This is a genomic window from uncultured Marivita sp. (genome assembly GCF_947488135.1).
Taxonomy (GTDB): Bacteria; Pseudomonadota; Alphaproteobacteria; order Rhodobacterales; family Rhodobacteraceae; genus Marivita.
This window is the reverse complement of record NZ_CANKYW010000001.1, coordinates 60,937-86,936: the sequence shown is the minus strand read 5'-3', so window position 1 is coordinate 86,936 and position 26,000 is coordinate 60,937. Positions and strand designations below refer to the sequence as shown.

Sequence of the window (26,000 nt, the reverse complement as noted above, 5' to 3'; positions counted from 1 at the left end):
AACAGACACCGCCAAAGCGCGGCGCCGGAGGCAGGGCGGCTACCCTTTCTCGTGGAAGAACGCGTAGATCCGCTCCGCCAACGCCTCGCTCACACCGTCCACCGCCTTGAGGTCCGCGAGATTGGCGCGGCTGACGGCCTTGGCCGACCCGAAATGCGCCAGAAGCGCCCGCTTGCGCGCGCCGCCGACGCCCGCGATCTCATCCAGCGGGTTCGCCATCTGCGACTTCGCCCGCTTGGCCCGGTGCGTGCCGATGGCGAACCGGTGCGCCTCGTCCCGCAGACGTTGCACGAAATACAGCACCGGATCATTGTGGCGCAGCGCAAAGGGGCGCATCCCCGTGCGATGGAACTCCTCCTTGCCCGCATCGCGGTCCACGCCCTTGGCCACGCCGACCATCGGTACGTCCTCGACCCCGTATTCTTTCATGATCTCGCGCACGGCGGACACCTGCCCTGCGCCGCCATCGATCAGCAACAGATCGGGCCACAACCCCTTGTCGCGTTCCGGGTCATCCTTGAGCAGCCGCTTGAACCGCCGGGTCAACACCTCTTTCATCATCCCGAAATCGTCGCCCGGGGTAAGGTCATCCCCCTTGATGTTGAACTTGCGATACTGGTTCTTCATGAAGCCGTCCGGCCCCGCGACGATCATCGCGCCCACGGCATTGGTGCCCTGAATATGGCTGTTGTCGTAGACCTCGATCCGCTCGGGCGGCGTGTCCAATCCGAAGGCCTCGGCCAGTCCACGCAACAGCTTGGCCTGTGTCGCCGTTTCCGCCATCCGCCGCGCCAGCGACTCCCGCGCGTTGCGAAGCGCCCCGTCCACAAGCTCCGACTTCTCGCCCCGGCGCGGCACCGCGATCTCCACCTTGCGGCCCAGCTTTGTCGTCAGGGCCTCGGTCATCAGATCCTCGTTCTCGATCAGATGTGAGAGCAGCAAAAGCCGGGCCGGTTCCTTGGTGTCGTAGAACTGGCCGATGAACGCCTCCAGCACCTCGGCCTCTTCCACGTCCGGGCCGACACGCGGGTAGAAATCGCGGTTGCCCCAATTCTGGTTCGCCCGGATGAAGAACACCTGAACGCAGGCCTGTCCCTTCTCCAGGTGCAGCGCGATCACATCCGCCTCGGTCACGCCACGCGGGTTGATGCCCTGCGCCGTCTGAACCTGCGTCAGCGCGCGGATGCGGTCGCGCAAGGCGGCGGCGCGTTCGAACTCCATCTCTTCCGACGCCTGCGCCATCTGTTTGGCCAGCGTTTCCTGCACATTGGTGGATTTGCCCGACAGGAAGCGTTCTGCATCGCGTACGCTCTCGGCATAATCCTTTTCCGAAATCTTCCCGACACAAGGCGCGCTGCACCGCTTGATCTGGTAGAGCAGGCAAGGCCGCGTGCGGCTTTCGAACATCGCGTCCGTGCAATTGCGCAGCAGAAACACCTTCTGCAACTGGTTCAGCGTCCGGTTCACCGCGCCCGCGCTGGCGAAAGGTCCGTAATACGCGCCCTTTTCCTTTTTCGCGCCGCGATGCTTGTGGATCATCGGGAAGGCGTGATCCGTGACGTGGATGTTCGGGAATGACTTGTCGTCGCGCAAAAGCACGTTGTAGCGCGGCTTGAGCTGCTTGATGAGGTTCTGCTCCAAGAGCAGCGCCTCGGTTTCCGTCCGCGTCGTGAGAAACATCATCGACGCGGTTTCCGAGATCATCCGCGCGATGCGCCCCGAATGCCCGGCAAGGCGCGCGTAATTCGACACCCGCGCCTTGAGGTTGCGCGCCTTGCCGACATAGAGCACCCGCGCCTGGCTATCGAGCATCCGGTAGACGCCGGGACTCGAATCCAGTGTCTTGAGATAGCTCTGGATACAGGCGTGCCCGGTCAGAGGTTCGGTGTCAGTGTGCTTGGACATGTCAGTCTGATTTGACGCTTCTGTGGATTCCACGATTCTTTCGATCTCGCTGCCCCATCAATCCCACGTATGCAACCGTTAAGACATCCACGGTTTCTGTGGATAAGTCTGCGGAGAAGTTTCAGACGTTCGGGATTTTCCTTTGTTTTTCGGTCCGTTCGCTGATTTGCCTAATTTTTAGGCGCCAATGTAACTCATTGATACTAATACTAAAATTTGTTAACGCGCGACAAGGGACTGAAAACATTAAGACTTTTGTAACGGTTTCGTTACGTCAACGCGAGCGGTGCAAAACTTGCTCGCGGGATACATCATTCCACGCCGATCACGTCCGGTGTCTGCCACGCAAGATGCTGTCCACCATCCACGCACAGCAACTGCCCGGTGATGCCCGGCGCGTCCAGAAAATAGCCCAGCGCCCCGGTGATATCCGAGGTGTTGGCACCCCGTTCCAGAACCGTTGCCGCGCGCTGTCTGGCAAAGTGCTCTTCGCTCTGGCGGCCGCCGCGAAGGGTTGGCCCCGGACCGATGGCGTTGACCCGGCATTTCGGACCCAGAGCCTGGGCGCTGGTCTGGGTGAAGGCCCAGAGACCCATCTTGGCGATGGTGTAGGTCATGAACTCCGGCGTCAGCTTGCGCACCCGCTGGTCGATCATGTTCACCACCAGCCCCGGCGCGACCGGCTCGTCCCGGTCATCGGTTTCCGGGTCCGGCAGTTGCGCTGCGAAATTCTGGGTCAGCACAAATGGCGCGCGCAGGTTGCTGTCCAGATGCCGGTTCCAGCTGTCGCGCGTGGCGGTTTCGAGAGTGTCATACTCGAAAATAGACGCGTTGTTGATCAGCACCGTCAACGGTCCGCCGATGCCCTCGATGGTCTTGTCGACCAGCGCCTGTGTCTCGTCCTCGTTCAACAGATCGGCCTGAACCGTGCAGGCGCTCTGACCCTTCGCCCGGATCATGCCCGCGACCTCTTCGGCCTCGTCCCCCGACGTGGCGTAGTGCACGGCTATGTCATATCCGCGATCGGCAAGGTAGAGGGCCATAGCACGGCCCAGCCGTTTTCCGGCGCCTGTGATCAATGCTCTGCTCATGAGGACCCTCCGCGCTTACATGATGACAAGCGCAATGTAGCCCAGATAGAGCGCAGACAAGACCACACCCCAGATCCGGGTCAGGTCACGCTTGAGGAAGACAAGCGGGAAAATCAGAAGCGACGCGCCCAGCATGACCCAGAGATCGAAGCGCAGGAATTCCGGATCCACCGGGATCGGCGCGATCAGGGAGGCGACACCGATGATGGCCAAAAGGTTGAACATATTTGACCCGATCACGTTGCCCAGCGCCACATCCGCTTGACGGCGCAGCGCCGCCATCACGGTGGTCGCAAGCTCGGGCAACGAGGTGCCCAATGCCACCAGCGTCAGCCCGATCACCGTGTCGCTGACGCCGAACAACGTCGCGATCTCGACCGAGCTGTCGACCAAGAGGTCCGCACCCAAAGGAAGGCCCACCAAACCCAGCACGAGATAGAGGATGATCTTCCACCACGGCATGTCGGGATCGGCCCCTTCGGGCTCTTCCTCGTCCTCCGCCTCTTTCCCGGCGCGGCGATGGGCGAGGGCTTCTCGCATGGAGTCGCCCAGGATCACCGCCAGCACGATCAACAGGACAATGCCTGCGAGCCAGTCAAAGACACCCCGGAACGCCAGCGCGATGAACAGAACCGACGCGCCCAGCATGATCACGTAGCTCTTGCGCGTGTTGCATTCGCTGGTGTGCATCACCGCCAGAAGCGCCGGGATGCCCAGCACCAACAGGATGTTCGCCGTGTTCGATCCCACGACGTTGCCCAGCGCGATGCCCGGCACGTTCTCCATCGCGGCCTTGATCGAGATGAGCAGTTCCGGCGCGGACGTGCCGAAGGCCACAACGGTCAGGCTGACGATCAGGGCCGGAATACCGATGCGCAGCGACAGATTGACGGCGCCTTTGACCAACGCATCCCCTGCAAGAAGCAGGATCACCAACCCGATGGCGACACCTCCCCAGATCATCAGCATGTCAGCCTGCCTTTCCGCTACAGGGACACAGCCCCTTGCCGATGCGGTAGCGCCCGCACTTGCGGCACTTGGCACTGGCAAGACGTTTGGCGCCGGGAATGCGCAGCTTTCCGAACATGGCAAGCACGCCCATGAAGATCAGGAAGAGAAAGACGATCTTGAGGATCACGTCACAGCCCGTACCGCGCAAACTCGGCGCGTTCTTCGATGGCGCTAAGCGCATCGGATGTGAGTTTCGCACCGAAACGGCTAAAGAACGGGCGGCGCTGTTCGTAGCGGCGGAATTTGACCTTGTCGCCGTAGCGGTCCTTCATCATCGGGACGAGGTGTCCGACGTGATCGGCCAGACCGACATCCACCGCATTCTGACCGACCCAGATTTCCCCGGTGAAGAGATCGGGATTGTCGGCCAGCTTGCTGCCCCGGCGGGATTTGATCTGATTGATGAAGGTGTCGTGCAACTGGCCCAGCAAGCGGTTCAGGCGGGCCACATCCTCTTCGTTCTCGGGGCGGAACGGGTCGAGCATGGATTTCGACTTGCCCGCCGTATACACGCGCCGTTCGATCCCCTGGCGTTGCAGGAACACATGCGCGCCGAAGCTTGCGGAAATGACGCCAATGGAGCCAAGGATGGAACTGGGATCGGCGATGATCTCGTCCGCGGCGCTGGCGATCCAGTAGCCACCGGACGCGGCGACATCTTCGACGAAAGCGTAGACCGGGATTTCGGTCTCTTCGGACAGGCGCCGGATCCGAGCCCCGATCAGCGAGCTTTGCACCGGCGATCCACCGGGCGAATTGATCTCGAGAGCGACCGCGGCTGGCTTTCCCCTGCGGAAGGCTTTTTCCAGCAACGTCCGCAGGCTCGCATCGCTCAGAGTGCCGCGTGTGCTGGCCGCGATGGTGCCCTGAAGGCGGACGACGGCGACCGTGGGGTCGGACTTCACGAAAGGGATAAATCGCTTCATGCAAGCCCATGTAGATTGGCCTGCGTGGGCATACAAGGCATGGGCGGAAAAAGGGGCGCGCTGTGGGCCGCTCGCCTCTGGTCAGAAAGGGTGCGCATCCTGACCTATTGTTTCGCGCGCGAAACATTTTGGACCGGATCGGTCCTATTAAGGTTTTGTTAGGGTTTTGCGTATGGCGACTTCTGCATGTGCCACATCGGCATGCGGTCAAACTCGGTCACCATGATCCTAGTCAAGTCCCGCCTTCGGGAAGGATGGTACACTGCGAAAGCAATGAGGAGGACTGCCATGGAAGATCTGGTCAAACTCGGGCGCGACTTCGTTCAAGCGATGCGGGATCGTCGCGGCATTGCGCATGTTGACGAACTTTACACCGAGAACGCGGAATCGGTCGAGGCGGTCGTTCCGCCCGGTCGCGAGGTGCGGATCGCCAAGGGACGCGGTGCGATCCAGACGAAACGCGAAGTGTGGGCGGCAGCACACGAGATCAACAAGCTCGACGCCGACGGGCCTTATGTCCATCCGCCAAACCGCTTCGCCGTACGGTTCGAGGTCGAGGTGACGCATAAAGAGACCGGTCGGCAGATGACGCTCCGAGAGATCGCCATCTACACGGTCGAAGACGGCATGATCGTTCGCGAAGAGTTCTTCATGATGCCGAAATAGGCAGAGCGCGACGCGAGATCGCGAACCGGCGAACATCGCCACGAATTGATCTTCCGGGCGGCTCGGTGCGAACTTTCTCGCCCAATTCAGTCAGTAGAAACTCTGCGGGTCGATATCTATGGCCATGCGCAGTTCACCCTTGAGCTTGAACGGGGCGACCCATTCGGCAAGGGCGGGTTGGAGCGCGGTGCCCTTGGGGGCCTTGACCAGCAGGCGCACGCGGTGGCGGCCACGCACGCGGGCGATTGGGGCCGGTGCGGGACCGAATACCTGGGCACCGGCGCGGCGCAGGGGGGCGTCGTTTCGGGCGAGGGCGTTGCCGAGGTCGAACACCTCTTGCACGTCCGTGGATGACAGGATGATCCCGGCGAGGCGTCCATAGGGCGGCACACCGGCAGCACGGCGTTCACCCGCTTCGGCGGTCCAGAAGTCCTGTTCATCGCCGGACAGGATCGCGCGGATCACCGGGTGTTCGGGCTGGTAGGTCTGCATCAGCGCCTGCCCCGGCTTGTCGGCGCGTCCCGCACGGCCTGCCACCTGCCGCATCAGTTGGAAGGTGCGTTCCGCCGCGCGCAGGTCCGATCCTTGCAAGCCCAGATCGGCGTCGATGACGCCAACCAGCGTCAAGAGCGGGAAGTTGTGGCCCTTGGCGACAAGCTGCGTGCCGATGATGAGGTCCGCGCCGCCGCTGGCGATGGTCTCGATCTCGGCCTTCAGCGCGCGGGCAGAGCCGAACATATCCGACGAGAGCACCGCGAGGCGGGCGTCGGGGAAGAGCGCCTGCGCTTCTTCGGCGAGGCGTTCGACACCGGGACCGACGGCGGCGAGCTTGTCTTCGGCTTCGCAGGAGGGGCACACGCTGGGGAGCGGTTTGGTCTCGCCGCATTGGTGGCAGACGAGGCGCTTGAGGAAGCGATGTTCCACCATGCGCGCATCGCAGTGGTCGCAGCCGATCTGGTGCCCGCAGGCGCGGCAGATGGTGACGGGGGCGTAGCCACGGCGGTTGATGAAGAGCAGCGCCTGTTCTTTTTGATCAAGCCGTTGTTGCACCGCGCGTTGCAGGGTTGGAGAGATCCAGCTTGACCCGGGCAGGTCCTCGTTGCGCATGTCGATGGCGCGCATTTCGGGCATGACGGCGGCACCGAAGCGCGAGGTCAGTTCGAGCTTGGTGTATTTGCCCGCATCGGCATTGGCCCAGGACTCAAGACTGGGCGTGGCCGAAGCAAGGATCACCTGCGCGCCGCAGATCGACGCGCGCAGCACGGCCATGTCGCGGGCGTTGTAGAGCACGCCGTCTTCCTGTTTGTAGGAGGTGTCGTGTTCCTCATCCACGACGATCAGCCCCAGATCGCGGAACGGCAGGAAGAGCGACGAGCGCGCGCCGACGACCAACTGCGCGCCGCCCTGTGCCACCATCTTCCACACGCGGCGGCGGTCTGTGATCGTGACGCCGGAGTGCCATTCGGCGGGTTTGGCCCCGAAGCGTGCATCGACGCGGGTGAGGAATTCGGCGGTCAGAGCGATTTCCGGCAGCAGCACCAGCGCCTGACGGCCTTGGGACAGACATTCGGCGACGGCTTCGAGATAGACCTCGGTCTTGCCCGATCCGGTGACGCCCTTGAGAAGGGTCGTGCCGTAGCTGCGTGTGGCGACTGCGGCGCGCAGGGTGGCGGAGGCGGTGGACTGGTCTTCGGTGAGGTCCTTGCCTGCGTATGTCGGGTCGAGCGTCGGGAAGGGTGTGTCGCGCGGGCTGTCTTCCTCGCGCACGGCACCCAGCTTGGCGAGGCCCTTGACCACGGAGGTGGTGACGCCCGCCGCGTCGGCCAACTCCCTGAGGGTCAGGGACAACCCGCCCATGTCGCGCAACACGTCGAGCACGCGGGTGCGGGCGTCGGTCATGCGATCAGGGGTCGTGTCGCCCAGTCGGTAGATCTTGCGCATGGAGGGCGGATCGCCCAGCCCCGGCGCGCGGGTGGCCAGCCGCAGCATCGCGGGCATCGGGGTGAGCGTGTAATCCCCGGCGCGGGTGAGGAAGGCCATCAGTTCCTCGCGCATCGGCGCGGCGTCGAGCACGCGGATGACAGACCGCACCTTGGAGATGTCGTAGTCGCCCTTGCCCGGTCCCCAGACCACGCCAAGCACCTTGCGCGGCCCCAGCGGCACCTCGACGAATGCGCCCAGATGACAGCCGCCTTCGGGTGCACGATAATCCAGCACCCGGTCCAGTGGTTGGGTGGTCAACACGCCGATCAGCGCGCCTTCGTCGAAATAGCTGGATGTTAGCGCCATCGGTTCAGGGTTTCCGTCCTCGTTGTCATGGGGTAAAGCCCAAGGTAGGAAAGGCCAACCCATCAGAGGAGCGACAGCCATGAAATTCTTTGTCGACACAGCGGAAATTGACGCGATCGCGGAGCTCAACGCGTTGGGCATGGTGGACGGGGTGACGACCAACCCCTCGCTGATCAAGAAATCGGGACGCGATATTCTCGAAGTGACCAAAGAGATCTGTGATTTGGTCGAAGGTCCGGTTTCGGCGGAAGTGGTCGCGCTCAAGGCCGAGGACATGATCGCGGAGGGCCGCAAGCTGGCCGAGATTGCCGAGAACATCGCGGTGAAGGTGCCGCTGACCTGGGACGGGCTGAAAGCGTGCAAGGTGCTCACCGATGAAGGCAAGATGGTGAACGTGACGCTGTGTTTTTCGGCCAATCAAGCCATTCTGGCGGCCAAGGCCGGCGCGACATTCATCTCTCCGTTCATCGGTCGTCTGGACGATCTGAACATGGATGGTCTCGACCTGATCGCCGATATTCGCGAGATCTACGACAATTACGGCTTCGAGACGAACATCCTCGCCGCGTCGATCCGCACCGCCAATCACATGAGCGACTGCGCCAAGATCGGCGCCGACGTGGCGACGGCGCCTCCGGGTGTGATCAAGGCGATGGCGAACCACGTCCTGACGGACAAGGGTCTGGACCAGTTCGTGAAAGACGCCGCCGCGGCTAATATCAAGATCCTCTGAGCCGCGCGCTTTCGCCGGTCTGATCTGTCACAGTTTTGCAAGTTGCCCGCATTTGATTGAAAAAATGCGGGCATCTTTTTTGCTCTGCTGATAGGGTCCGGCAAAATACAAGAACACGAGAATGGCATGAGCAGCCCCCGTATCGACGACGACTTGCGCGAAAAGATCATGACGCGCCCCGATGTGATTCTGGAGGATCAGGATCTCATGCGCGCGCTGATTGCCGCGAACGAACGTGCGATGGGCGGCAATATCGTCGATCTGCGCGGCATCGCGATGGACCGGCTCGAGGCGAGGCTGGACCGGCTGGAAGACACGCACCGGTCGGTGATCGCGGCGGCTTATGAGAACCTTGCCGGCACGAACCAGGTGCATCGCGCGATCCTGCGGCTTATGGATCCGGTCGAGTTCGAACCCTTCCTGCGCGATCTGGGCGGGGACGTGGCCGAGATCCTGCGCGTCGATGTGATCAAGCTGGTGCTGGAATCGGTGCAGAATGACGAGGACCCCGCGATCAAACGGTTGGGATCGGTGCTGTCGGTGGCGGCGCCGGGCTTCATCGACGAGTATCTCACGGCGGGGCGGAACACGGCGCCGCGGCAGGTGACTTTGCGCCAGATCGAGACCGGAACGCGCGAGATTTACGGCGAAAAGGCCGACTGGATCCGGTCGGAGGCGTGTCTCAAGCTGGATTTCGGGCCGGGACGGTTGCCGGGGTTGCTGGTGATGGGGGCCGAGGATCCGCATCACTTCACGCCACAGCAGGGCACCGACCTTCTGACCTTCTTCACCGGTGTGTTCGAGCGCCAGATGCGGCGCTGGCTGTCGTGACGGTCCCGATCTCTCCGGCGGCGCGGGACGCGCTGGAGGGATGGCTCGCGTCGAGCCGCGCGCTCAACGGAACGGCGGAGAACACGCTGACCGCCTATCGCGGCGACGTGGTGGATTTCATCGCTTTCATGACCGAGTACACCGGCGAGGCGCAGGGGCTTGCACCCTTGGCGCGGATTGCGGTGCCGGATATGCGGGCCTGGATGGCACATACCCGCGGTGGCGGCGCAAGCCCCCGGTCGCTTGCGCGCAAGCTGTCGGCGGTCAAATCCTTCTACCGCTGGCTGGCCGAGCGTGAGGGGTTCGAACCCACCGCCGTGCTGTCGACGCGGGCGCCGAAGTTTCAGAAAAAGCTTCCCCGCCCGCTCAACGAAGATGCGGCCCGGGCGATGATCGAAACGGTGGGGCAGCAATCACAAAAGGATTGGGTCGGTGCGCGCGACATGGCGGTGGTGACGCTGCTTTATGGGTGCGGGTTGCGGATCTCCGAGGCGCTTGGCCTGACCGGGCGGGACCTGCCCTTGGGCGAAGCGATGCGGATTATCGGCAAGGGCGGCAAGGAACGGGTCGTTCCGGTCCTGCCGATCGCGCGGCAGGCGGTCCAGACCTATGTTCGGTTGTGCCCCTTCGAGATGGAGCCTGCCGCCCCGGTCTTTCGCGGTGTGCGGGGCGGCGCGTTGAACGCGCGTTTGGTGCAGAAAGTCACCGAACAGGCGCGGATGCAGCTCGGACTGCCCGCGACCGCGACACCGCACGCGATGCGGCACAGCTTCGCGACCCATCTTCTGGCCGCCGGGGGCGATCTACGGGCGATCCAGGAATTGCTGGGGCATGCTTCGCTGTCGACGACGCAGGCCTATACCTCGGTCGATACAGTGCATCTGATGAAGGTTTACGAGGCGTCGCATCCCAAGGCCGGGTGAGTGTGACGGTTACAATAAAAGGCGGGATTTTCTGACGGGGGCATGCGATTGAGATCGCGTTGCTTCCGCCGCTTTCGAGTTTCCGACATGCACCCGAACCCAAATTTCCACAGCCAGGATCACGCCAAGGACATCGCATTTGTCCGCGACCGCGCGTTTGGTACGCTTTTGATGAACGGCGATCCCGTGCCGATGGTGGCGCATGTGCCGATCCTGCTGTCCGAGGACGGGCGCGAGGTGCTGATCCATCTGGTGCGGTCGAACCCGATTGCCCGGGCGTTGAAGGCCCCGCTGCCCGCGCGGATCGCCGTGACGGGCCCGGACGCCTATGTCTCGCCAGACTGGTACGGCGTCGCGGACCAGGTGCCGACCTGGAACTACGTTGCGGTGCAGATCACCGGGGTTCTGGAACTTTTACCACATGGTAAAATGCGCGAGGTGCTGGACACGCAGTCGGCGTTCTTCGAAACCCGGCTTGCCCCGAAACGACCCTGGACCACCGACAAGATGACGCCGGAGGTTCTTGAGAAGATGATGCGCATGATCGTGCCCTGCCGCATGGTGGTCGAGGATATTGCCGCAACATGGAAATTGGGTCAGAACAAACCCGATGAGGTCCGGGAAAGCGCGGCGGCTTCTGTTCTCGGCGGGATTGGGACAGAGCTTGAGGCACTGGCCGCGTTGATGGCGGACCCTCCGGTTCTGTGACGGCCCACGTTCGGTTGGCCTAGCGTAAGCGATGCGTTGACGCATCGAGACGTGCCGCTTGGCAATCGGCGTGCAAAGGTATTACCTTTCTCATCACAGATATCGGGAGCAGACAGATGCAACTTCTTCGTTCAGGCCCCTCGCCCTTCGTCCGCAAGGTGCTCGTCACGCTGTACGAAACCGGGCAATATGACGACATCGAGCACGTGGATGTGGCCACCACTCCGCTGGCCCCCGATTCCAAACTGATCGCGGCGAACCCGGTGGGCAAGATCCCGGCGCTGGTGCGGTCGGACGGGCCGACGATCTATGACAGCCGGGTGATTTGCCGGTTCCTGGATGCGCGGGCCAATGCGGGGCTATATCCGGAACATCGGATCTGGGACACGCTGACGCTCGAGGCGACGGCGGACGGAATTCTCGATGCGGCGGTGCTGATGGTCTACGAGACACGCTTCCGGCCCGAAGAGAAGGTCATGATGGACTGGGTCGAAGGCCAGTGGGGCAAGGTCTCCCGTGCGCTCGATGCGTTGAACACGCGCTGGATGAGCCATCTCAATGGGCGCATGGACATGGGGCATATCGCCGTGGCCTGTGCGCTTGGCTATCTCGACCTGCGCCACAACGAACGCTCATGGCGGACGGGGCGCGATGGGCTTGCGGCATGGTTCGAGACGTTCTCGAAGCGCGACAGCATGGTGGCGACGCATCCCGATCCCTGAGCCGCGACGGCACGTCATGACGGGATGCCTTGCACGTTGGCCTGCGCGGGTTTACCGACGCGCAACGCTTTGAGAGGATATTGCCGCGATGCGCATGACCGATACATTCATCAAGCCGATGCACCCGGAGGGGCGAAAGTTCGTCGCGATCTTCGCGGCGGTGACACTTGTCCTGTTCGCGATCGAAGACGTGCTGGGCTGGATCGGCGTGGGTCTCACGATCTGGTGTTACTATTTCTTCCGCGATCCCGAACGGGTGGTGCCGGATGCGCCGGGTCTGGTCATCAGCCCCGCCGACGGCATCGTGTCGTTGATCGAACCGGCGGTGCCGCCGCGCGAGCTTGGCTTGCCCGAGGTGCCGCTGACACGGGTCAGCGTGTTCATGTCGGTGTTCAACTGCCATATCAACCGCGCGCCGGTGGCCGGGAAGGTGGAAAAGATCGCCTACAAGCCCGGAAAGTTTCTGAACGCGTCGCTCGACAAGGCGAGCGAGGACAATGAGCGCAATTCGCTTGTCATCCGGATGGAGGACGACCGCATCCTGACCGTAACCCAGATCGCCGGTCTGGTGGCGCGGCGGATCCTGAGCTTTACGCAAGAGGGCGCGGTTCTGGATCGAGGAGAGCGGTTCGGGCTGATCCGGTTCGGATCGCGTCTCGACATTTACTTGCCCGATGGTGTCGAGCCGTCGGTGAAGATCGGCCAGACGATGGTTGCGGGCGAGACCGTGATTGCGGACCTGACCAAATGACAAACGGCGCGGGCGAAAAGCTGACGCTGGTTCAGCTTCTGCCGAACATGCTGACCGTCACCGCCATCTGCGCAGGTCTGACGGCAATCCGGTTCGGGTTGCAGGGCAATTACGAACTGGCGGTGCAACTGATCCTGTTGGCGGCGATCCTCGACGGGCTGGACGGACGTTTGGCCCGTGCGCTTGGCAGCGACAGCAAGATGGGAGCCGAGCTCGACTCACTGGCGGATTTCCTGAATTTCGGGGTCGCGCCGGGGATGCTTCTTTACGTGTGGGCGTTAGATGATACCCGGCAGTTGGGCTGGTTGGCGGTTCTCGTCTACGCCGTATGCGCCGTGACACGTCTTGCGCGGTTCAACGTCGCCCGCAAGGCGGAGACCGGATCGGCCGAAAACGCGTACTTCCTTGGGATTCCGTCCCCTGCCGGGGCCATTCTGGTGATGCTGCCGATGTACGCGTCCTTCGCTTTCGACAGCGAACAGATCATTCCCGACGTGTTGCTGGCCATTTATATCGCCGGGATCGGTATGTTGATGATCGGACGGTTTCCGGTGTGGTCCTTCAAGACCACGCGCATCAGCCAGCGGCGGGTCAAAGTGTTTTTGGTGGGATTTGCCGCGATCGGCGCTGCCGTTGCGATCTACACCTGGATCGCCCTGGTCGTGCTGAGCCTGATCTATATCGGAGCGGTGATCTGGATGTTGCCGGCGTCGCGCCGCGCTTTGGCGCAAACGCGGGAAACGAAGGAAAACTAGAACTTCAGCGTGAGACCGACGTTCAGCGCGTTCGTCTTGATGTCGGTTTCGAGCGATCCGCCTTCGGGCAGGTCCACATCGTTGCTGGAATAGGTGAACTGATATTCACCGAACACGGCGAAGCGATCGTTGAGATCGTAGCTCAAGCCCGCCGTCAGACGGGCCGCCGGGCCGGTGTACTGAAATCCGTATTCCTCGATCCCCGTCGTCGTATCGATGTCGACATGCGGAACCGCGATGCCGATGCCGCCACCGACATAGGGTGTCAGAGCGCCTTCGGCCCACAGACCCGGCCAGCGCTGATAAGCGTTGACCGTCACGATGTTCAAACCGTCGGTGAATTCGAGATCGGAAAAGCCAATCTCCTCTTTCTCATCATCGGGGGCGTAAACCTTGGTATGGGTGAATTCGAGCCCGAAGCCGAGCTTTTCGTTCTTCCACCACGTGCCACGCACGCCATAATAAGGCGGCATCTCGAAGGACCGGCCTTCCCAGCCGATCAGCGCATCGAAATCTTCGCCGCTGCCGGGATAATCACCGGTGACGCGGCTATGCGGTGCAGTCTGCCAACCGGTGTAAATCGAAAGCTCCATCTCGGCCAAAGCCGGTGATGCCGCTGCAATCGCTCCGAGAGCAAGAATACCTGACAGAATCGTTTTCTGCATGGGAAGCCGTCCGTTTCGTGTTTGGCCGATGCGTAACATGGCATTGTGGCACCGTCAGGGCCAATTACCGCGACACTTCGGCGCTTATTCCTAACCTAGGTCGTCTGGAGGTGGACGGCTAGGGGGTAGCCCGCTAAATACCCGTTCGGAACGCCGCCCAGAGTGCGGCCTAACCCGTATTGTGGCCAGACGATCGGCCGTTAAATGGAGATAACCTCGTGTCCAACGCAGAACACCACGAAGGCACCCGGAGGGACTTCCTGTACTACGCGACTGCCGGTGCAGGCGCTGTTGCCACCGGTGCAGCGGTTTGGCCTCTGGTCAACCAGATGAACCCGTCGGCTGACGTTTTGGCATTGTCCTCGATCCGCGTGGACGTGTCGGGCGTCTCGGAAGGCTCGCAGATCACTGTGAAGTGGCTCGGAAAGCCGGTCTTTATTCGTCGCCGAACCGAAGCCGAAATCGCCGAAGCGCGTTCGGTAGACATTTCCGACCTGCCCGATCCGATCGCGCGCAATGCGAATATCGACGGCCAAGCGGAAGCGACCGATGAAAATCGCGCTCTGGACGATACCGGCGAATGGCTGGTTCAGATGGGCGTGTGTACGCACCTTGGCTGTGTGCCGCTGGGCAATGCGGGCGATTACACTGTCGATGGTGGCGTCGGCGGCTGGTTCTGCCCCTGCCACGGGTCGCACTATGATACGTCGGGCCGGATCCGCCGTGGTCCCGCCCCGGAGAACCTTCCGGTTCCCCCCGCTGAATTCGTTGACGAAACAACCATCCTGCTGGGATAAGGAGACGCGCGAATGTCTGGAATTCCTCACGACCATTACGAGCCGTCGACCGGCGGAGAGAAGTGGCTGCACAAGCGGCTGCCGATCGTCGGTTTGGCCTATGACACATTGATGATCCCCACGCCCAAGAACCTCAACTGGATGTGGATCTGGGGCATCGTCCTGGCCTTCTGCCTGGCGCTGCAAATCATCACCGGCATCGTTCTTGTGATGCACTACACTCCGCACGTCGATCTGGCTTTCGCCAGCGTCGAGCACATCATGCGGAACGTGAACGGCGGCGCCATGCTGCGGTATCTGCACATGAACGGCGCCTCGCTGTTCTTCGTTGCGGTCTACGCCCATATCTTCCGGGGTCTCTACTACGGCTCCTACAAAGCGCCGCGCGAGATCACGTGGATCATCGGTATGTTGATCTATCTTCTGATGATGGGCACCGCGTTCATGGGTTACGTTCTGCCTTGGGGACAGATGTCCTTTTGGGGTGCGACCGTGATCACCGGTCTCTTTGGCGCGATCCCGTTCATCGGTGAATCGATCCAGACCTGGCTGCTGGGCGGACCTGCCGTGGACAATGCCACGCTGAACCGCTTCTTCTCGCTTCACTACCTGCTGCCCTTCGTGATTGCCGGTCTGGTGATCGTGCATATCTGGGCTTTCCACACCACGGGCAACAACAACCCGACCGGTGTTGAAGTGCGCCGCACGTCGAAGGCGGATGCCGAGAAAGACACCCTGCCCTTCTGGCCCTATTTCGTGATCAAGGACCTGTTCGCACTGGCGATCATCCTCGTGGTGTTCTTCGCGGTTGTCGGCTTCATGCCGAACTATCTTGGCCACCCGGACAACTACATCGAAGCGAACCCGCTGGTGACACCGGCACACATCGTTCCGGAATGGTACTTCCTGCCGTTCTACGCCATCCTGCGTGCCTTCGACGGCGACGTCTGGGTCGTGATCGCGGCAAGCTTCCTGACCGGCGGCATCGTGGACGCCAAGTTCTTCGGCGTTCTGGCGATGTTCGGTGCGATTATCGTCATGGCGCTGGTGCCGTGGCTCGACACCTCGTCGGTGCGCTCGGGTCGCTACCGTCCGATGTTCAAGTGGTGGTTCTGGCTGTTCGTCGTGAACTTCTTTGTTTTGATGTGGGTTGGCGCGATGCCGGCGGAAGGTATCTATCCGTATATCGCCCTCATCGGTTCCACCTACTGGTTCGCCTACTTCCTTGTGATCCTGCCGCTGCTTGGCGTGCTTGAAAAGCCGCTGCCGCAGCCCGACACGATCGAAGACGATTTCAAGGCGCACTATGGCAAGTCCTCGACCACAGAGGGCGCACCTGCTGCGACCCCGGCCGAGTAAGAAAGGACAAGCGAACAATGCTTAAGAAACTTGCCCTCGCGGCCACCTTGGCCCTGGCACCTGTCTCCGGCGCGTATGCCGCCGGAGCATCGGGTCACGTCGAGAACTACGACTTCTCGTTCGAAGGCCCGTTCGGCACCTACGATCAGGCGCAGTTGCAGCGCGGCCTTCAGGTTTACACCCAGGTCTGCTCTGCCTGTCACGGGATGAAGTATGTCCCGCTGCGGACGCTGTCCGCCGAGGACGGTCCCGGTATGCCTGACGATCAGGTCCGTGCCTATGCGGAGCAGTTCTTCGAGGTCTATGACGAGGAATTGGAAGACTTCCGCCCGGCGCGTCCGACGGATCACTTCCCCGAGAACAACGCCGCTGGCGCGCCTGACCTCAGCATGATGGCGAAAGCCCGTGCCGGGTTCCACGGTCCCTACGGCTTGGGCATCAATCAGTTGTTCAAAGGCATGGGCGGCCCGGAATATATCGCCTCACTCCTTGCCGGTTACACCGGTGAGGACAAGGAAGAGGCTGGAGCGATCCTGTACGAGAACGAAGCGTTCCCGGGCGGATGGATTTCCATGGCGCCGCCGCTTTATGGTGACGACGTGGAATACTCCGACGGCACCGAAGCCACCATCGAACAGCAGTCGAAAGACGTGGCCGCGTTCCTGATGTGGGCAGCAGAGCCAAAGCTGATGGCACGCAAGCAAGCCGGTTTTGTCGGGGTCGTGTTCCTGACCGTTCTGTCGGTCCTGCTCTATCTGACCAACAAGCGCCTCTGGGCGCCGGTCAAGGCCCGCGCGAAAGAATAACCTCTTTTTGAGGACAACAATGGAAAAGCCCCACCAATCCGGTGGGGCTTTTTTCATGCATCGGCACGTTGCCCCAAGCGCGGCTTAGCCCGCACCGAGATAGGCCCGCAGAGCCGGTGGCGGGTTGTCCAGAAGCGCGTTTGTGTCCTGCGGTGGCGACACCTGCCCCGCCTCGACCACGATGCTCTGCTGCGCAAAACGGCGGGCGTCCTTGGGGTCGTGCGAGACCAGTAGCACCGTCAGCCCCTCCGCCTCGGCCGCCTCAGCCACCAGAGCCAGCATTTCGTCCTTCAGTGCAGGCCCCAGAGCCGCAAAGGGTTCGTCCAGAAGAACGACCGGCCGCGCCTGCACAAGCACTCGTGCGAGCGCCGCCCGGCTTTGTTGCCCACCCGACATCTCGGACAGGCGGCGAGAACCGAACCCCGACAGGCCGACCCGCGAAAGACGCTCTTCGATCAACGCCATGCCCCCAGACCGCACACGCCCCGTAGCCGGGTTGAGAGCCAGCGCAAGGTTCTGGGCAATTGTCAGATGCGGGAACAGGTTGGTGTCCTGGAACAAGATGCTGATGGGTCGGTCGGCAGGCGATTTTGCGGTGATGTCCGCGCCGTTCCAGAGGACCTTCCCGGAGACAGGTGGCAGAAACCCGGCAATCACGTCGAGCAGGGTGGATTTGCCCGACCCGGACGCGCCGATGATGGCAACCCGTTGACCAGCTTCGATCCGCAAATCCGCAGTGAGATCAAAAGTGCCGGATCGGGCATGGATATGATCAAGGTGAAGAGCCAACGCGCCCTCCCCTGTCGAACAGCCAGAAGAGACCCAAGCTCAGCAGAAGCAGCAGGAGAGCCGCTCCAGCTGCTTGCTCCATCCGGTAGGCGCCCATCAGTTGATAGACCTTGAGCGGCAATGTCGCCCGGTCGGGATCGGCAAACAGCGCGATGACCCCGAGGTCGCCCATGGACAAGGCCGCAGTCAGGCCAGCCGCAAACCCCAAGGGGCGCTTCAGGCGCGGCAGGAACACCCAGCGCCCCCACGCCCAGGCGGATAATCCAAGCGCGTCGCGCAACCGCGTGTAGTCTGCCCGGATCGCCTCGGCCTCGGGGCGCAGGATGCGCAGCACGAAGGGCAGGCTGACGAAGGCATTGACAGTCGCTGTGACATAAAGCGCCAGCTCGAACGGGTTGGCGAAGGGGCGCACGATAAGGAACAGGCCGATACCAAGCACGAGCGGCGACAGCGCGATCCCGGCAAGGCCGAGCCATTCTCCCCACCGCGTCGCCAGAGGCAGCGCCCAAAGCAGGCACAGCAGCGTCGACCCAAGCGCGACCATGATCGAATGGCCCGCCGCCTGCCAGACCGACGCGCCAAGCGTGGTGATCTCTGCGACCCCATTCAAAACCACCATCGCGAGCGGTGTCAGCAGGAACAATGCGGCAAGCCCGATCCAGACCGCATCGAGGATGCGTGATAAGGTATCCACCCGATCCCAACGCGGAACAATCCGATCCAGCCCCTTTGCCGCAACGGGAAGCGAGGTCACACGCAGCGCAATCAATCCCGCGCAGAGGGCCAGGGCCAGCTGCACCAGCCCCAACACCGCCGCGCGGGCGAGGTCGAAATCGAACCGCATCGACTGGTAGATCGCCAATTCCAGCGTCGTCGCCCTCGGTCCACCACCCAGCGTCAGGGCGACAGCGAAGGAGGACAGGCAAATCACGAAAATCACCGCGAAGGCGCCCGGCACGATCTTGCGCAGCATCGGCAGTTCGACCGCGCGCCACATCGCGCGACGACCCATCCCAAGCGTGGCAGCAAGCCGGAACTGTTCGGCGGGCATCGCGAGCCAACCTTGCAGGATCAGACGCGTCGCCAGCGGCAGGTTGAAAAACACATGCGCCAGAACGACGCCGTGCAAACCGTAGATTTGCAGCTCGGGCACACCGAAGGGCGCCAGTCCCCGGTTGAGAAGCCCAGACTGGCCGAACACCGCCAAAAGGCCAAGCACCGCCACGATCACCGGCAGAATGAACGGCGCGCCCAGAAGCGCGACCAGAACGCCCCTCCCGACGAAACGCCGTCTGGCCAGGGCCCGCGCCAGCGGAATGGCGAAAAGCACGCTCAACGCGGCAGACAGGGTGGCCTGCACAAGGGTGAAACGTAACGCCTGCCAATCCGCCGGACGGAAGCCGGAGAACGCCTCGGCGCGCAGGATCACCGCCGTGACCGGGCCGATCACCAGACCGGCCACGGTCAACGCCGCGAGTGCTGCGAGCGTTATTGAGAGAGGGCGCGGCGCCATTCCTCGACCGTTTCATCCCGCAACGCGGCGGCCTCTTCCTCGGTATAGAACAGCACTTTTTCCGGCAGGTTCAGCTCCTTGAAGCCCGCGGGCCATTTCTCGGGATCGAGCTTGGCCGGGAACGACCAGTTGCCGGTGGCAATCATGGTCTGGAACTCTTCGGAAAGTTGGAATTCGAGGAATTGATCCGCCAGCTCGGGAACATCGGTGCCCGCCACCTTGGCCGACAATTCGACCATGAAGTAATGACCTTCGGGGAAGATCGCGGCCTTCTTGGTGCGGTCCTTCTCGGCGATGATGTGATAGGCGGGCGAGGTCGTGTAACTCAGCACCATGTCGGCTTCGCCATCGGTGAAGAGCCCATAGCTTTCCGACCAGCCCTTCGTGACTGTCAGTATTTTCGGCGCGAGCCGTTCCCAGACCGCCTCGGCCTCGTCGCCGTAGATCGCCTTGACCCACAGCACCAAGGCGAGGCCCGAGATCGAGGACCGTGGATCCTGGATGACAATCTTGAGATCGTCCGGCGCGTTCAAGAGCGCGTCAAAGCTCTCGGGCACATCCGAGATGCGCTCCTCGTTGTAGATGAACGCCGTGTGCCCGTAATTGTAGGGCAGAAATACCTCATCCGTCCATTCCACCGGAAGCGTCAGGCTCGAGATGTCCTGACCGTGCGGCGCGAACAGTCCGCTTTCGCGGGCGCGCTGGGTCACGTCAGTGTTCAGGCCGAACACGATATCGGCGTCGGTCTGCGCCCCTTCAAGCAGGATACGAGGCAAGAGATCCCCCGGCTTGAATTGCAGATCACAGGCGCATTGCGCCTCGAACATCTCTTCGATTTTGGGGCCGGGGCCCCACTCGGACACGATATAGTCGCCCGCGTAGACAGTCAGAACGGGTGTGTCCTGCGCAGCGACCAGCGTGGTCGTGGCAAGAAGTCCCGCAGCAAATGAAAGGGCCGTTTTCATGGCTCACTCCTGTTTTGCGACGAGAGGGCAAAGCAGGATACGGATCCAGACCTTCCCTCCGCCGGTGTTAACCGGTTCAGGTTCAACGGGTTCGCATCACGCATCTCAGCCAGCTGTCTGGCACCCCGAGGTATTGAAACAGGTAGACGCGCGGCCTGCCGCGTTCAAGTCGAAATCCGCTTTTCCTTTATCTTGCGAGATAAACTCCGGGGGTTTGGGGGTTGGCCCCCAAGCTGTCGGATTGGCGCAGCCAATTCGAAACTCCTTGAGCGCCGCCGCCCCCTGCCCTAGGACACGCTCAAGCCAAGGAGACCGCCATGAGCCTCAACACCTTCGGACATCTCTTCCGCGTCACTACATGGGGCGAAAGCCACGGGCCTGCGCTGGGTGCCACTGTGGATGGCTGTCCGCCGGGCGTGCCGATCGATGAAGCCATGATCCAGCACTGGCTCGACCGTCGCAAACCGGGGCAGAACAAATACACCACCCAGCGACGCGAGGCGGATGAGGTCAAGATCCTTTCCGGCGTCTTCGAAGGTCAGACCACCGGCACGCCGGTGCAACTGATGATCGAAAACACCGATCAGCGTTCCAAGGATTACTCCGACATCATGGAGAAATTCCGCCCCGGGCACGCGGATATCACCTACTGGCAGAAATACGGGATCCGCGACTATCGTGGTGGGGGTCGGTCCTCGGCGCGTGAAACCGCGGCGCGAGTCGCGGCGGGGGGACTCGCGCGCCAGGCGATCAAGGCGTTGCTGCCGGGCGTGCAGATCACCGGCTACATGACGCAGATGGGTCCACATAAGATCGACCGGGATCGGTTCGACTGGGACGAGATCGAGAACAACCCGTTCTGGGTACCTGACGCGACAGCGGCGACCGACTGGGCCGAGTATCTCGACGGGTTGCGCAAATCCGGCGAAAGCGTCGGTGCGATCATCGAAGTGGTGGCGCGCGGTGTGCCGGCGGGGCTGGGTGCGCCGATCTACGGCAAGCTCGATACCGATCTGGCGGCGGCGATGATGAGCATCAACGCGGTCAAGGGCGTCGAAATCGGTGAGGGCATGTCTTCGGCCATGCTGACGGGAACGCTGAACGCGGATGAGATATTCATGGGGCCGGAAGGGCCGGAGTACAGTTCGAACCACGCGGGCGGCATCCTTGGCGGGATCTCGACCGGGCAAGGCATCGTGGTAAGGTTCGCGGTCAAGCCGACCTCGTCGATCCTGTCGACGCGACGCACGATCACCAAGTCCGGTGAAGAGACCGAGATCATCACCAAAGGCCGCCACGACCCCTGCGTCGGTATTCGTGCCGTGCCCGTGGGGGAGGCCATGATGGCCTGTGTCATCCTCGACCACCTGCTGCTGCATCGCGGTCAGATCGGAGAGAACCGGGGCAAGATCGGGTAAGCCGTCAGGTCGATCCGGTCTGCCGGGAGATTTGCACGGCGAGGATTCCGCAGGTGATGATGATCACGCCGATGATGTCCATCGCGCCCAGGGTTTCGGACAGGATCACTGCGGCAATGGCGACCCCGAGGAACGGGTTGAGAAAGTGGAACGTCGCGGCCTTGACCGCACCGATGCGGTTGACCAGCCAGAACCAGACCAGGGTTGCGGCGAGGCCGGGTACGAGCGTGGTGTAGATGAATGCCAGGATAAGGCGAGTCGACAGCGTGACTTCGGGCGTTTCGAGCAGCAGGCCCGCGGGCCAGAGTGCGGCGCTGCCGATCAACATCTGCAATCCGACCACCATCATGAAATTACCGCCCGAGCTGGCATTGCGCAGTGCCAGAGTTGCAACGGTCAGGGACAGGACGCCCAGAAGGCACAGGCCGATCCCGTAGAGATCCGCGCCCGCATCCAGCCGTGCACCCATGATGATGACGACCCCAAAGAACCCCGCGATCAATCCGATCAAGCCCAAGGGTGAAATACGCTGACCGGCGAAGGCCCATCCGGCCACACCGACAAGCAAGGGCATGGACGAGGCGATGATCGCGGCTAGCGACGCCTCGATCCGTTGCATGGCGACGAAGTTGAGGCCAAGATAGAGGGCGTTCTGGCATATGCCGAAGATGATCGTCGCGCGCCATTGTGGGGCCGTCAGGCGCCAGCTCTGGCCCATCCAGCGGGCGATCAGAACGGCCAGCGCACCAGATATTGCGAACCGGAACGCCAAGGCCATCAGGGGCGGCGCGTCTGCGACGATGATCCGTGCCGAGGTGAAGGCCGAGGACCACATGACTGCAAAGGCCAGTCCCATCAGGATTGCGCGAATGTCCAAATTGGCCTCCGGTGGCGGGAAAGATTGCGACGGCGCTCGGGCGATGGTCGCGGGAGATGCCATCTACACATCGCGCGCGCGGAACTTCAACGTCTGACATCTTGCGGGCGGCGCGCAAGACGCCTGCGGCACAGTTGCCATGATCGCTTGGGCATCGTTGTCCACGGTCTTGCGACGGTGCGCGACTAGTGCAAGCTTCGCGGGCAGCAAAACACAATGGAATGAGTGCGACATGACCAGACCGAAGGCGATCCTCGCGGGCTTTTTGATGTTTCTTGGCCTCGCGGCATGCGAGCCGATGCCGACGACGGGGGGACCCGGTAGCGGTGGCGCCGCAACTGTGCCGGAATCGGTTTCGTCGATTGCAGCGTCCTATCAGGACCTGACCACGGCGCGCATCCGCCCAGAGGACGGATGCTACTGGTACACGCATCGCGGCCCCGTCGAGACGACGGAACTGCCGCTGCGGACAACCAACGGCAACCCGATTTGCGTCAGGTCGCCTGACGAAAGCTAAGGGCGATTACAGCGTCCCGCCGTCAGTCGGGTAGAGATACGCGGTCACGCCGGTATCGACCTGTTCGTACAGCTGGTTGATATGCGGCATCACCATGCGTACGCATCCCGAACTGGCCCGCGTGCCGATGGACCGCGGTGCCGGTGTGCCGTGAATGCGCAGATAGGTGTCGCGGTTGCCCACGAAGAGATACAGCGCGCGTGATCCCAAGGCGTTTTCCGGTCCGGGCGGCATGCCCTCTTCCCAGCGCGCGTATTTCTCGGGCTCGCGTTCGATCATCGCGGGCGTCGGAGTCCATTTCGGCCATTTCGCCTTGCGACGGATCGTATAGACGCCCGGCTCGTAAAGACCGTCGCGGCCAATGGCGACGCCGTAACGCATCGCGGTGCCGTCGTCCTGAATATGGTAGAGATACCGCGCCACGGCATCGACATGGACATCGCCCGGGGTCAGGCCCGGCTTTGCCGTCACACGCTGCGGGAGGTAGCGGGGATGCAGACCCCACGGGTTCGTGGAGCTCAGGTCGAAATTCGCAGGCGTAACCTGAGCATCCCACGAATCCCATTTGCTGGGCGCAGCAAGCGCTTGTCCGGCAAGGGCGGGCGTTGCCAACACACCAAGTGTTGCAATCATCTGGCGTCGTGTGAACATACGTAACCTTTCAAACCGATCGGGCCGGAGCAGACCGCGCGCCGATCATCTGTAAATTGCTTTCCTGATAGAGAAACCGCCAAACGCCTGTTGGTTTCAAATATATTTCGAATTTTCACGATTATTTGTGGCACGTTGGAATGCCAAGCCCAAATTCGAACGGTTTTGATGCGGTTTGATAGTCCACATCACACCTGGTGCATTCCATGCGTCAGGCTTCCTTTGCAGCCGTCATCGTCACGCTGACGCTACCGATGCCATCGATCTTCACTTCGACCTCCATTCCCGCCTTGATCGGACGTGCACCCAGTGATGTTCCGCAGGCGATCACGTCTCCAGCGTTGAGCGTCATGTCTTGCGACAGAAGGCTCACGATCTGTGGCGGGGTCAGGATCATGTCTGACGCCGGGTAGGACTGTCTTTCGCGCCCATTGACCAGTACAGTCACGGTCAGGTCTTGCCACGAGACATCTGTTTCGATCACGGGACCGACCACTCCGAACCCATCAAAGCTCTTGGCGCGGGTCCATTGGGGGAAGGACGGGTCCGCGTTAAGAACGTCAAGCGAGGTGATGTCGTTTACGCAGGTATAGCCGAAAATGGCCTGCTCCGCGTCTTCGGAAGACACGGCTTTGCAGGTTTTGCCGATCACGATGCCAAGCTCACCTTCGAACACGACACGCCCAGCAGACGCGGGAATTTCAACCTCTGCTCCCGGACCCGAAAGCGACGTGTCGGCCTTGAAGAAATACAGCGGATGGCTCGGATGATCGTTGCCGTTCTTTTCCGCAGCGGCCTTAAAGTTGTTCCAGAGGCCGATGAACTTGCCCGGCACCACTGGCGGGAGCAGCGACACGTCCGACAAGGGCACGGCATCACCGGCGTCGGCATCGGACCCAAGATGGTCACGCGGGTGCAGCATGTCGTCCACAACGACACCCGTTATTTCGTTGCCATCTTTCGTTAAGCCTCTGGCCCATTTCATGGTGCTGTCCCCCCTGTGTCGCCCCCGCCCGGGCAAAAATTCGGTTGTTCGGGACGTTATACGGAACGCCAAACGAGGCGCCATCGCTTTTGACACCGATTTTGGCGGTTCCGTTGGCTGTGCCGAACGGAAAAAACCCCGCCGAAGATCGGCGGGGCAAGGTGTAGTGCCGCGGATCATGGGCCGCAGGCACCGGCGGTGTTCTGTTGGTGTCAGCTCATTTCCGACCGGATCTGTTGGCGCAGCACGTCGATGGGCACGGTCTTTCCATCGCGTTTGAAGCACCAATAGGTCCAGCCGTTGCAACTTGGCGCACCTTCGAGATGTGCGCCGACCTGATGGATCGACCCCTTGATGTCGTTCCCGATCAATGTCCCATCGGCCCGCACCTTGGCCTTGTGGCGGCCGTTCATGCTCAGCAATTCCTCGCCCGGGCGCAGCATGCCGCGTTCAACCAACTGGCCGAACGGCACGCGCGGTTCGGCACGCTTGCTGGTCGTGATCTCCAAGGCCGCCTTATCGAGACGACGCACCGCAGAGATGCGCTTTTCCGCGACGACACGGTACTTTTCCTCACGCTCGATCCCGATCCAGTCGCGGCCCAGCATCTTGGCGACAGCGCCGGTGGTGCCTGTGCCGAAGAACGGATCGAGCACGACATCACCGGGCTTGGTCGATCCGACCAGAACGCGATGCAACAGCGCCTGCGGTTTCTGCGTCGGATGCGCCTTGTCACCCGCCGCATCCTTGAGTCGTTCGCCGCCATTACAGATCGGAAGAACCCAGTCCGAACGCATCTGAATGCCCTCGTTGAGCGCCTTCAAAGCCTCGTAGTTGAAGGTGTATTTGGCGCCCTCGGATTTCGACGCCCAGATCATGGTTTCATGGGCATTGGTAAACCGCTTGCCGCGGAAGTTCGGCATCGGGTTGGACTTGCGCCAGACCACATCGTTCAGGATCCAGTATCCGGCGTCCTGCAACGCGGCTCCGACCCGGAAGATGTTGTGATAGGAGCCGATCACCCAGATCGCCCCGTCCGGTTTCAGCAGACGCCGCGCGGCCTTGAGCCAGGCGCGGGTGAACTCGTCATAGACCTTGAAGCTCGAGAACTGGTCCCACTCGTCGTCGACAGCATCGACGCGCGAATTGTCGGGGCGATGCAAATCGCCCTTGAGTTGCAGGTTATACGGCGGATCGGCAAAGATCAGATCCACGGATGCGGCCGGCAGGCCGTTCATCACGTCGATACAATCGCCTTCCAGAATCGTGTTGATCGGCAGCGCCTCGGCGCTGTTCGGCTTGGTCATCTTTGTCATTCTCTGCCTATCGTCCCGGCGCCATTGTTAC

At 62.0% G+C, this 26,000-nt stretch carries 27 protein-coding genes and 1 riboswitch; of the genes, 13 read left to right on the top strand and 14 right to left on the bottom strand.

Features of this window, described 5'->3' with window-relative positions; all coding sequences use genetic code 11:
* Positions 1 to 39 precede the first annotated feature (39 nt).
* The 5 genes from uvrC to Q1B16_RS00405 all read right to left on the bottom strand — a co-directional run bounded on the left by uvrC (position 40) and on the right by Q1B16_RS00405 (position 4,933).
* Positions 40 to 1,905 carry an excinuclease ABC subunit UvrC gene (gene uvrC, locus Q1B16_RS00425; protein WP_299783852.1) on the bottom strand — a complete coding sequence of 622 codons (1,866 nt, stop codon included), beginning with the start codon at positions 1,903 to 1,905 and terminating at the stop codon, positions 40 to 42.
* 311 nt (positions 1,906 to 2,216) lie between these two features.
* Positions 2,217 to 2,996 (bottom strand): SDR family oxidoreductase, encoded by a 780-nt coding sequence (locus tag Q1B16_RS00420; protein WP_299783850.1) that lies wholly within the window; start codon positions 2,994 to 2,996, stop codon positions 2,217 to 2,219.
* 15 nt (positions 2,997 to 3,011) lie between these two features.
* The gene (locus Q1B16_RS00415) at positions 3,012 to 3,959 is read right to left on the bottom strand and encodes a calcium/sodium antiporter (protein ID WP_299785948.1); all 948 of its coding nucleotides are present in this window, start codon (positions 3,957 to 3,959) and stop codon (positions 3,012 to 3,014) included.
* 7 nt (positions 3,960 to 3,966) lie between these two features.
* Entirely contained in the window at positions 3,967 to 4,134 is a 168-nt protein-coding gene (locus Q1B16_RS00410) for a hypothetical protein (RefSeq protein ID WP_299783848.1), read from the bottom strand.
* 1 nt (position 4,135) lies between these two features.
* Positions 4,136 to 4,933 carry a S49 family peptidase gene (locus Q1B16_RS00405; protein WP_299783846.1) on the bottom strand — a complete coding sequence of 266 codons (798 nt, stop codon included), beginning with the start codon at positions 4,931 to 4,933 and terminating at the stop codon, positions 4,136 to 4,138.
* A 288-nt stretch (positions 4,934 to 5,221) separates the two neighbouring features.
* On the opposite strand from Q1B16_RS00405, the gene Q1B16_RS00400 reads away from it, so the two are divergent.
* On the top strand, positions 5,222 to 5,599 hold the full coding sequence (locus Q1B16_RS00400; protein WP_299783844.1) for a nuclear transport factor 2 family protein: 378 nt from the start codon (positions 5,222 to 5,224) through the stop codon (positions 5,597 to 5,599).
* A 90-nt stretch (positions 5,600 to 5,689) separates the two neighbouring features.
* On the opposite strand, the gene Q1B16_RS00395 is transcribed toward Q1B16_RS00400, so the two are convergent.
* Positions 5,690 to 7,888 (bottom strand): primosomal protein N', encoded by a 2,199-nt coding sequence (locus Q1B16_RS00395; protein ID WP_299783842.1) that lies wholly within the window; start codon positions 7,886 to 7,888, stop codon positions 5,690 to 5,692.
* Positions 7,889 to 7,967: 79 nt separating this feature from the next.
* Between Q1B16_RS00395 and fsa the strand changes: the two genes are divergently transcribed.
* The 7 genes from fsa to pssA all read left to right on the top strand — a co-directional run bounded on the left by fsa (position 7,968) and on the right by pssA (position 13,311).
* Complete coding sequence (gene fsa / locus Q1B16_RS00390; protein ID WP_299783840.1) at positions 7,968 to 8,621, top strand: fructose-6-phosphate aldolase; 654 nt, start codon at positions 7,968 to 7,970, stop codon at positions 8,619 to 8,621.
* Between the two features lie 126 nt (positions 8,622 to 8,747).
* Complete coding sequence (locus Q1B16_RS00385; RefSeq protein ID WP_299783838.1) at positions 8,748 to 9,452, top strand: DUF484 family protein; 705 nt, start codon at positions 8,748 to 8,750, stop codon at positions 9,450 to 9,452.
* Entirely contained in the window at positions 9,449 to 10,375 is a 927-nt protein-coding gene (locus Q1B16_RS00380; protein WP_299783836.1) for a tyrosine recombinase XerC, read from the top strand. Before Q1B16_RS00385 ends, Q1B16_RS00380 begins: the two co-directional genes overlap by 4 nt.
* Before the next feature lie 87 nt (positions 10,376 to 10,462).
* Positions 10,463 to 11,083: an FMN-binding negative transcriptional regulator gene (locus tag Q1B16_RS00375; protein ID WP_299783834.1), complete on the top strand. Its 621-nt coding sequence runs from the start codon at positions 10,463 to 10,465 to the stop codon at positions 11,081 to 11,083.
* Positions 11,084 to 11,199: 116 nt separating this feature from the next.
* Positions 11,200 to 11,805: a glutathione S-transferase gene (locus Q1B16_RS00370; RefSeq protein ID WP_299783832.1), complete on the top strand. Its 606-nt coding sequence runs from the start codon at positions 11,200 to 11,202 to the stop codon at positions 11,803 to 11,805.
* 88 nt (positions 11,806 to 11,893) lie between these two features.
* Positions 11,894 to 12,556: a phosphatidylserine decarboxylase gene (locus tag Q1B16_RS00365; protein ID WP_299783830.1), complete on the top strand. Its 663-nt coding sequence runs from the start codon at positions 11,894 to 11,896 to the stop codon at positions 12,554 to 12,556.
* The gene (gene pssA, locus Q1B16_RS00360; protein WP_299783828.1) at positions 12,553 to 13,311 is read left to right on the top strand and encodes a CDP-diacylglycerol--serine O-phosphatidyltransferase; all 759 of its coding nucleotides are present in this window, start codon (positions 12,553 to 12,555) and stop codon (positions 13,309 to 13,311) included. The genes Q1B16_RS00365 and pssA overlap by 4 nt, the downstream gene beginning before the upstream one ends.
* On the opposite strand, the gene Q1B16_RS00355 is transcribed toward pssA, so the two are convergent.
* The gene (locus Q1B16_RS00355) at positions 13,308 to 13,976 is read right to left on the bottom strand and encodes an outer membrane beta-barrel protein (protein ID WP_299783826.1); all 669 of its coding nucleotides are present in this window, start codon (positions 13,974 to 13,976) and stop codon (positions 13,308 to 13,310) included. The two genes, pssA and Q1B16_RS00355, sit on opposite strands and share 4 nt — an antisense overlap.
* A gap of 218 nt (positions 13,977 to 14,194) precedes the next feature.
* Here Q1B16_RS00355 and petA point away from each other — a divergent pair, with 218 nt between their 5' ends.
* Genes petA through Q1B16_RS00340 form a run of 3 tightly spaced genes read left to right on the top strand, consistent with a single transcriptional unit; the run spans position 14,195 to position 16,938 of the window.
* Positions 14,195 to 14,773, top strand: coding sequence for a ubiquinol-cytochrome c reductase iron-sulfur subunit (gene petA, locus Q1B16_RS00350; protein WP_299783824.1), 579 nt, complete (start codon positions 14,195 to 14,197; stop codon positions 14,771 to 14,773).
* Positions 14,774 to 14,785: 12 nt separating this feature from the next.
* A complete protein-coding gene (gene petB / locus Q1B16_RS00345; protein WP_299783822.1) occupies positions 14,786 to 16,132 on the top strand; it encodes a cytochrome b in 1,347 nt (448 codons plus the stop codon).
* 17 nt (positions 16,133 to 16,149) lie between these two features.
* The gene (locus tag Q1B16_RS00340) at positions 16,150 to 16,938 is read left to right on the top strand and encodes a cytochrome c1 (RefSeq protein WP_299783820.1); all 789 of its coding nucleotides are present in this window, start codon (positions 16,150 to 16,152) and stop codon (positions 16,936 to 16,938) included.
* Positions 16,939 to 17,022: 84 nt separating this feature from the next.
* Here the strand turns inward: Q1B16_RS00340 and Q1B16_RS00335 are convergent, their stop codons facing one another.
* Genes Q1B16_RS00335 through Q1B16_RS00325 form a run of 3 tightly spaced genes read right to left on the bottom strand, consistent with a single transcriptional unit; the run spans position 17,023 to position 20,205 of the window.
* On the bottom strand, positions 17,023 to 17,727 hold the full coding sequence (locus tag Q1B16_RS00335) for an ATP-binding cassette domain-containing protein (RefSeq protein ID WP_299783818.1): 705 nt from the start codon (positions 17,725 to 17,727) through the stop codon (positions 17,023 to 17,025).
* Positions 17,711 to 19,240 (bottom strand): thiamine/thiamine pyrophosphate ABC transporter permease ThiP, encoded by a 1,530-nt coding sequence (locus Q1B16_RS00330; protein ID WP_299783816.1) that lies wholly within the window; start codon positions 19,238 to 19,240, stop codon positions 17,711 to 17,713. Before Q1B16_RS00330 ends, Q1B16_RS00335 begins: the two co-directional genes overlap by 17 nt.
* Entirely contained in the window at positions 19,216 to 20,205 is a 990-nt protein-coding gene (locus Q1B16_RS00325) for a thiamine ABC transporter substrate binding subunit (protein ID WP_299783814.1), read from the bottom strand. The genes Q1B16_RS00330 and Q1B16_RS00325 overlap by 25 nt, the downstream gene beginning before the upstream one ends.
* A gap of 36 nt (positions 20,206 to 20,241) precedes the next feature.
* A riboswitch (TPP riboswitch) is annotated at positions 20,242 to 20,343 on the bottom strand.
* Between the two features lie 179 nt (positions 20,344 to 20,522).
* On the opposite strand from Q1B16_RS00325, the gene aroC reads away from it, so the two are divergent.
* The gene (gene aroC, locus Q1B16_RS00320; RefSeq protein WP_299783812.1) at positions 20,523 to 21,623 is read left to right on the top strand and encodes a chorismate synthase; all 1,101 of its coding nucleotides are present in this window, start codon (positions 20,523 to 20,525) and stop codon (positions 21,621 to 21,623) included.
* A 4-nt stretch (positions 21,624 to 21,627) separates the two neighbouring features.
* Here aroC and Q1B16_RS00315 read toward each other — a convergent pair whose 3' ends face one another.
* Positions 21,628 to 22,500, bottom strand: coding sequence for a DMT family transporter (locus Q1B16_RS00315; RefSeq protein ID WP_299783810.1), 873 nt, complete (start codon positions 22,498 to 22,500; stop codon positions 21,628 to 21,630).
* 298 nt (positions 22,501 to 22,798) lie between these two features.
* Here Q1B16_RS00315 and Q1B16_RS00310 point away from each other — a divergent pair, with 298 nt between their 5' ends.
* A complete protein-coding gene (locus Q1B16_RS00310) occupies positions 22,799 to 23,017 on the top strand; it encodes a hypothetical protein (RefSeq protein WP_299785946.1) in 219 nt (72 codons plus the stop codon).
* Between the two features lie 6 nt (positions 23,018 to 23,023).
* On the opposite strand, the gene Q1B16_RS00305 is transcribed toward Q1B16_RS00310, so the two are convergent.
* The 3 genes from Q1B16_RS00305 to Q1B16_RS00295 form a co-directional block, all read right to left on the bottom strand.
* Positions 23,024 to 23,668 (bottom strand): L,D-transpeptidase, encoded by a 645-nt coding sequence (locus Q1B16_RS00305; protein ID WP_299783808.1) that lies wholly within the window; start codon positions 23,666 to 23,668, stop codon positions 23,024 to 23,026.
* A gap of 211 nt (positions 23,669 to 23,879) precedes the next feature.
* Positions 23,880 to 24,653: a fumarylacetoacetate hydrolase family protein gene (locus Q1B16_RS00300; protein WP_299783806.1), complete on the bottom strand. Its 774-nt coding sequence runs from the start codon at positions 24,651 to 24,653 to the stop codon at positions 23,880 to 23,882.
* A 212-nt stretch (positions 24,654 to 24,865) separates the two neighbouring features.
* Complete coding sequence (locus Q1B16_RS00295; protein ID WP_299783804.1) at positions 24,866 to 25,969, bottom strand: site-specific DNA-methyltransferase; 1,104 nt, start codon at positions 25,967 to 25,969, stop codon at positions 24,866 to 24,868.
* Positions 25,970 to 26,000: the final 31 nt, after the last annotated feature.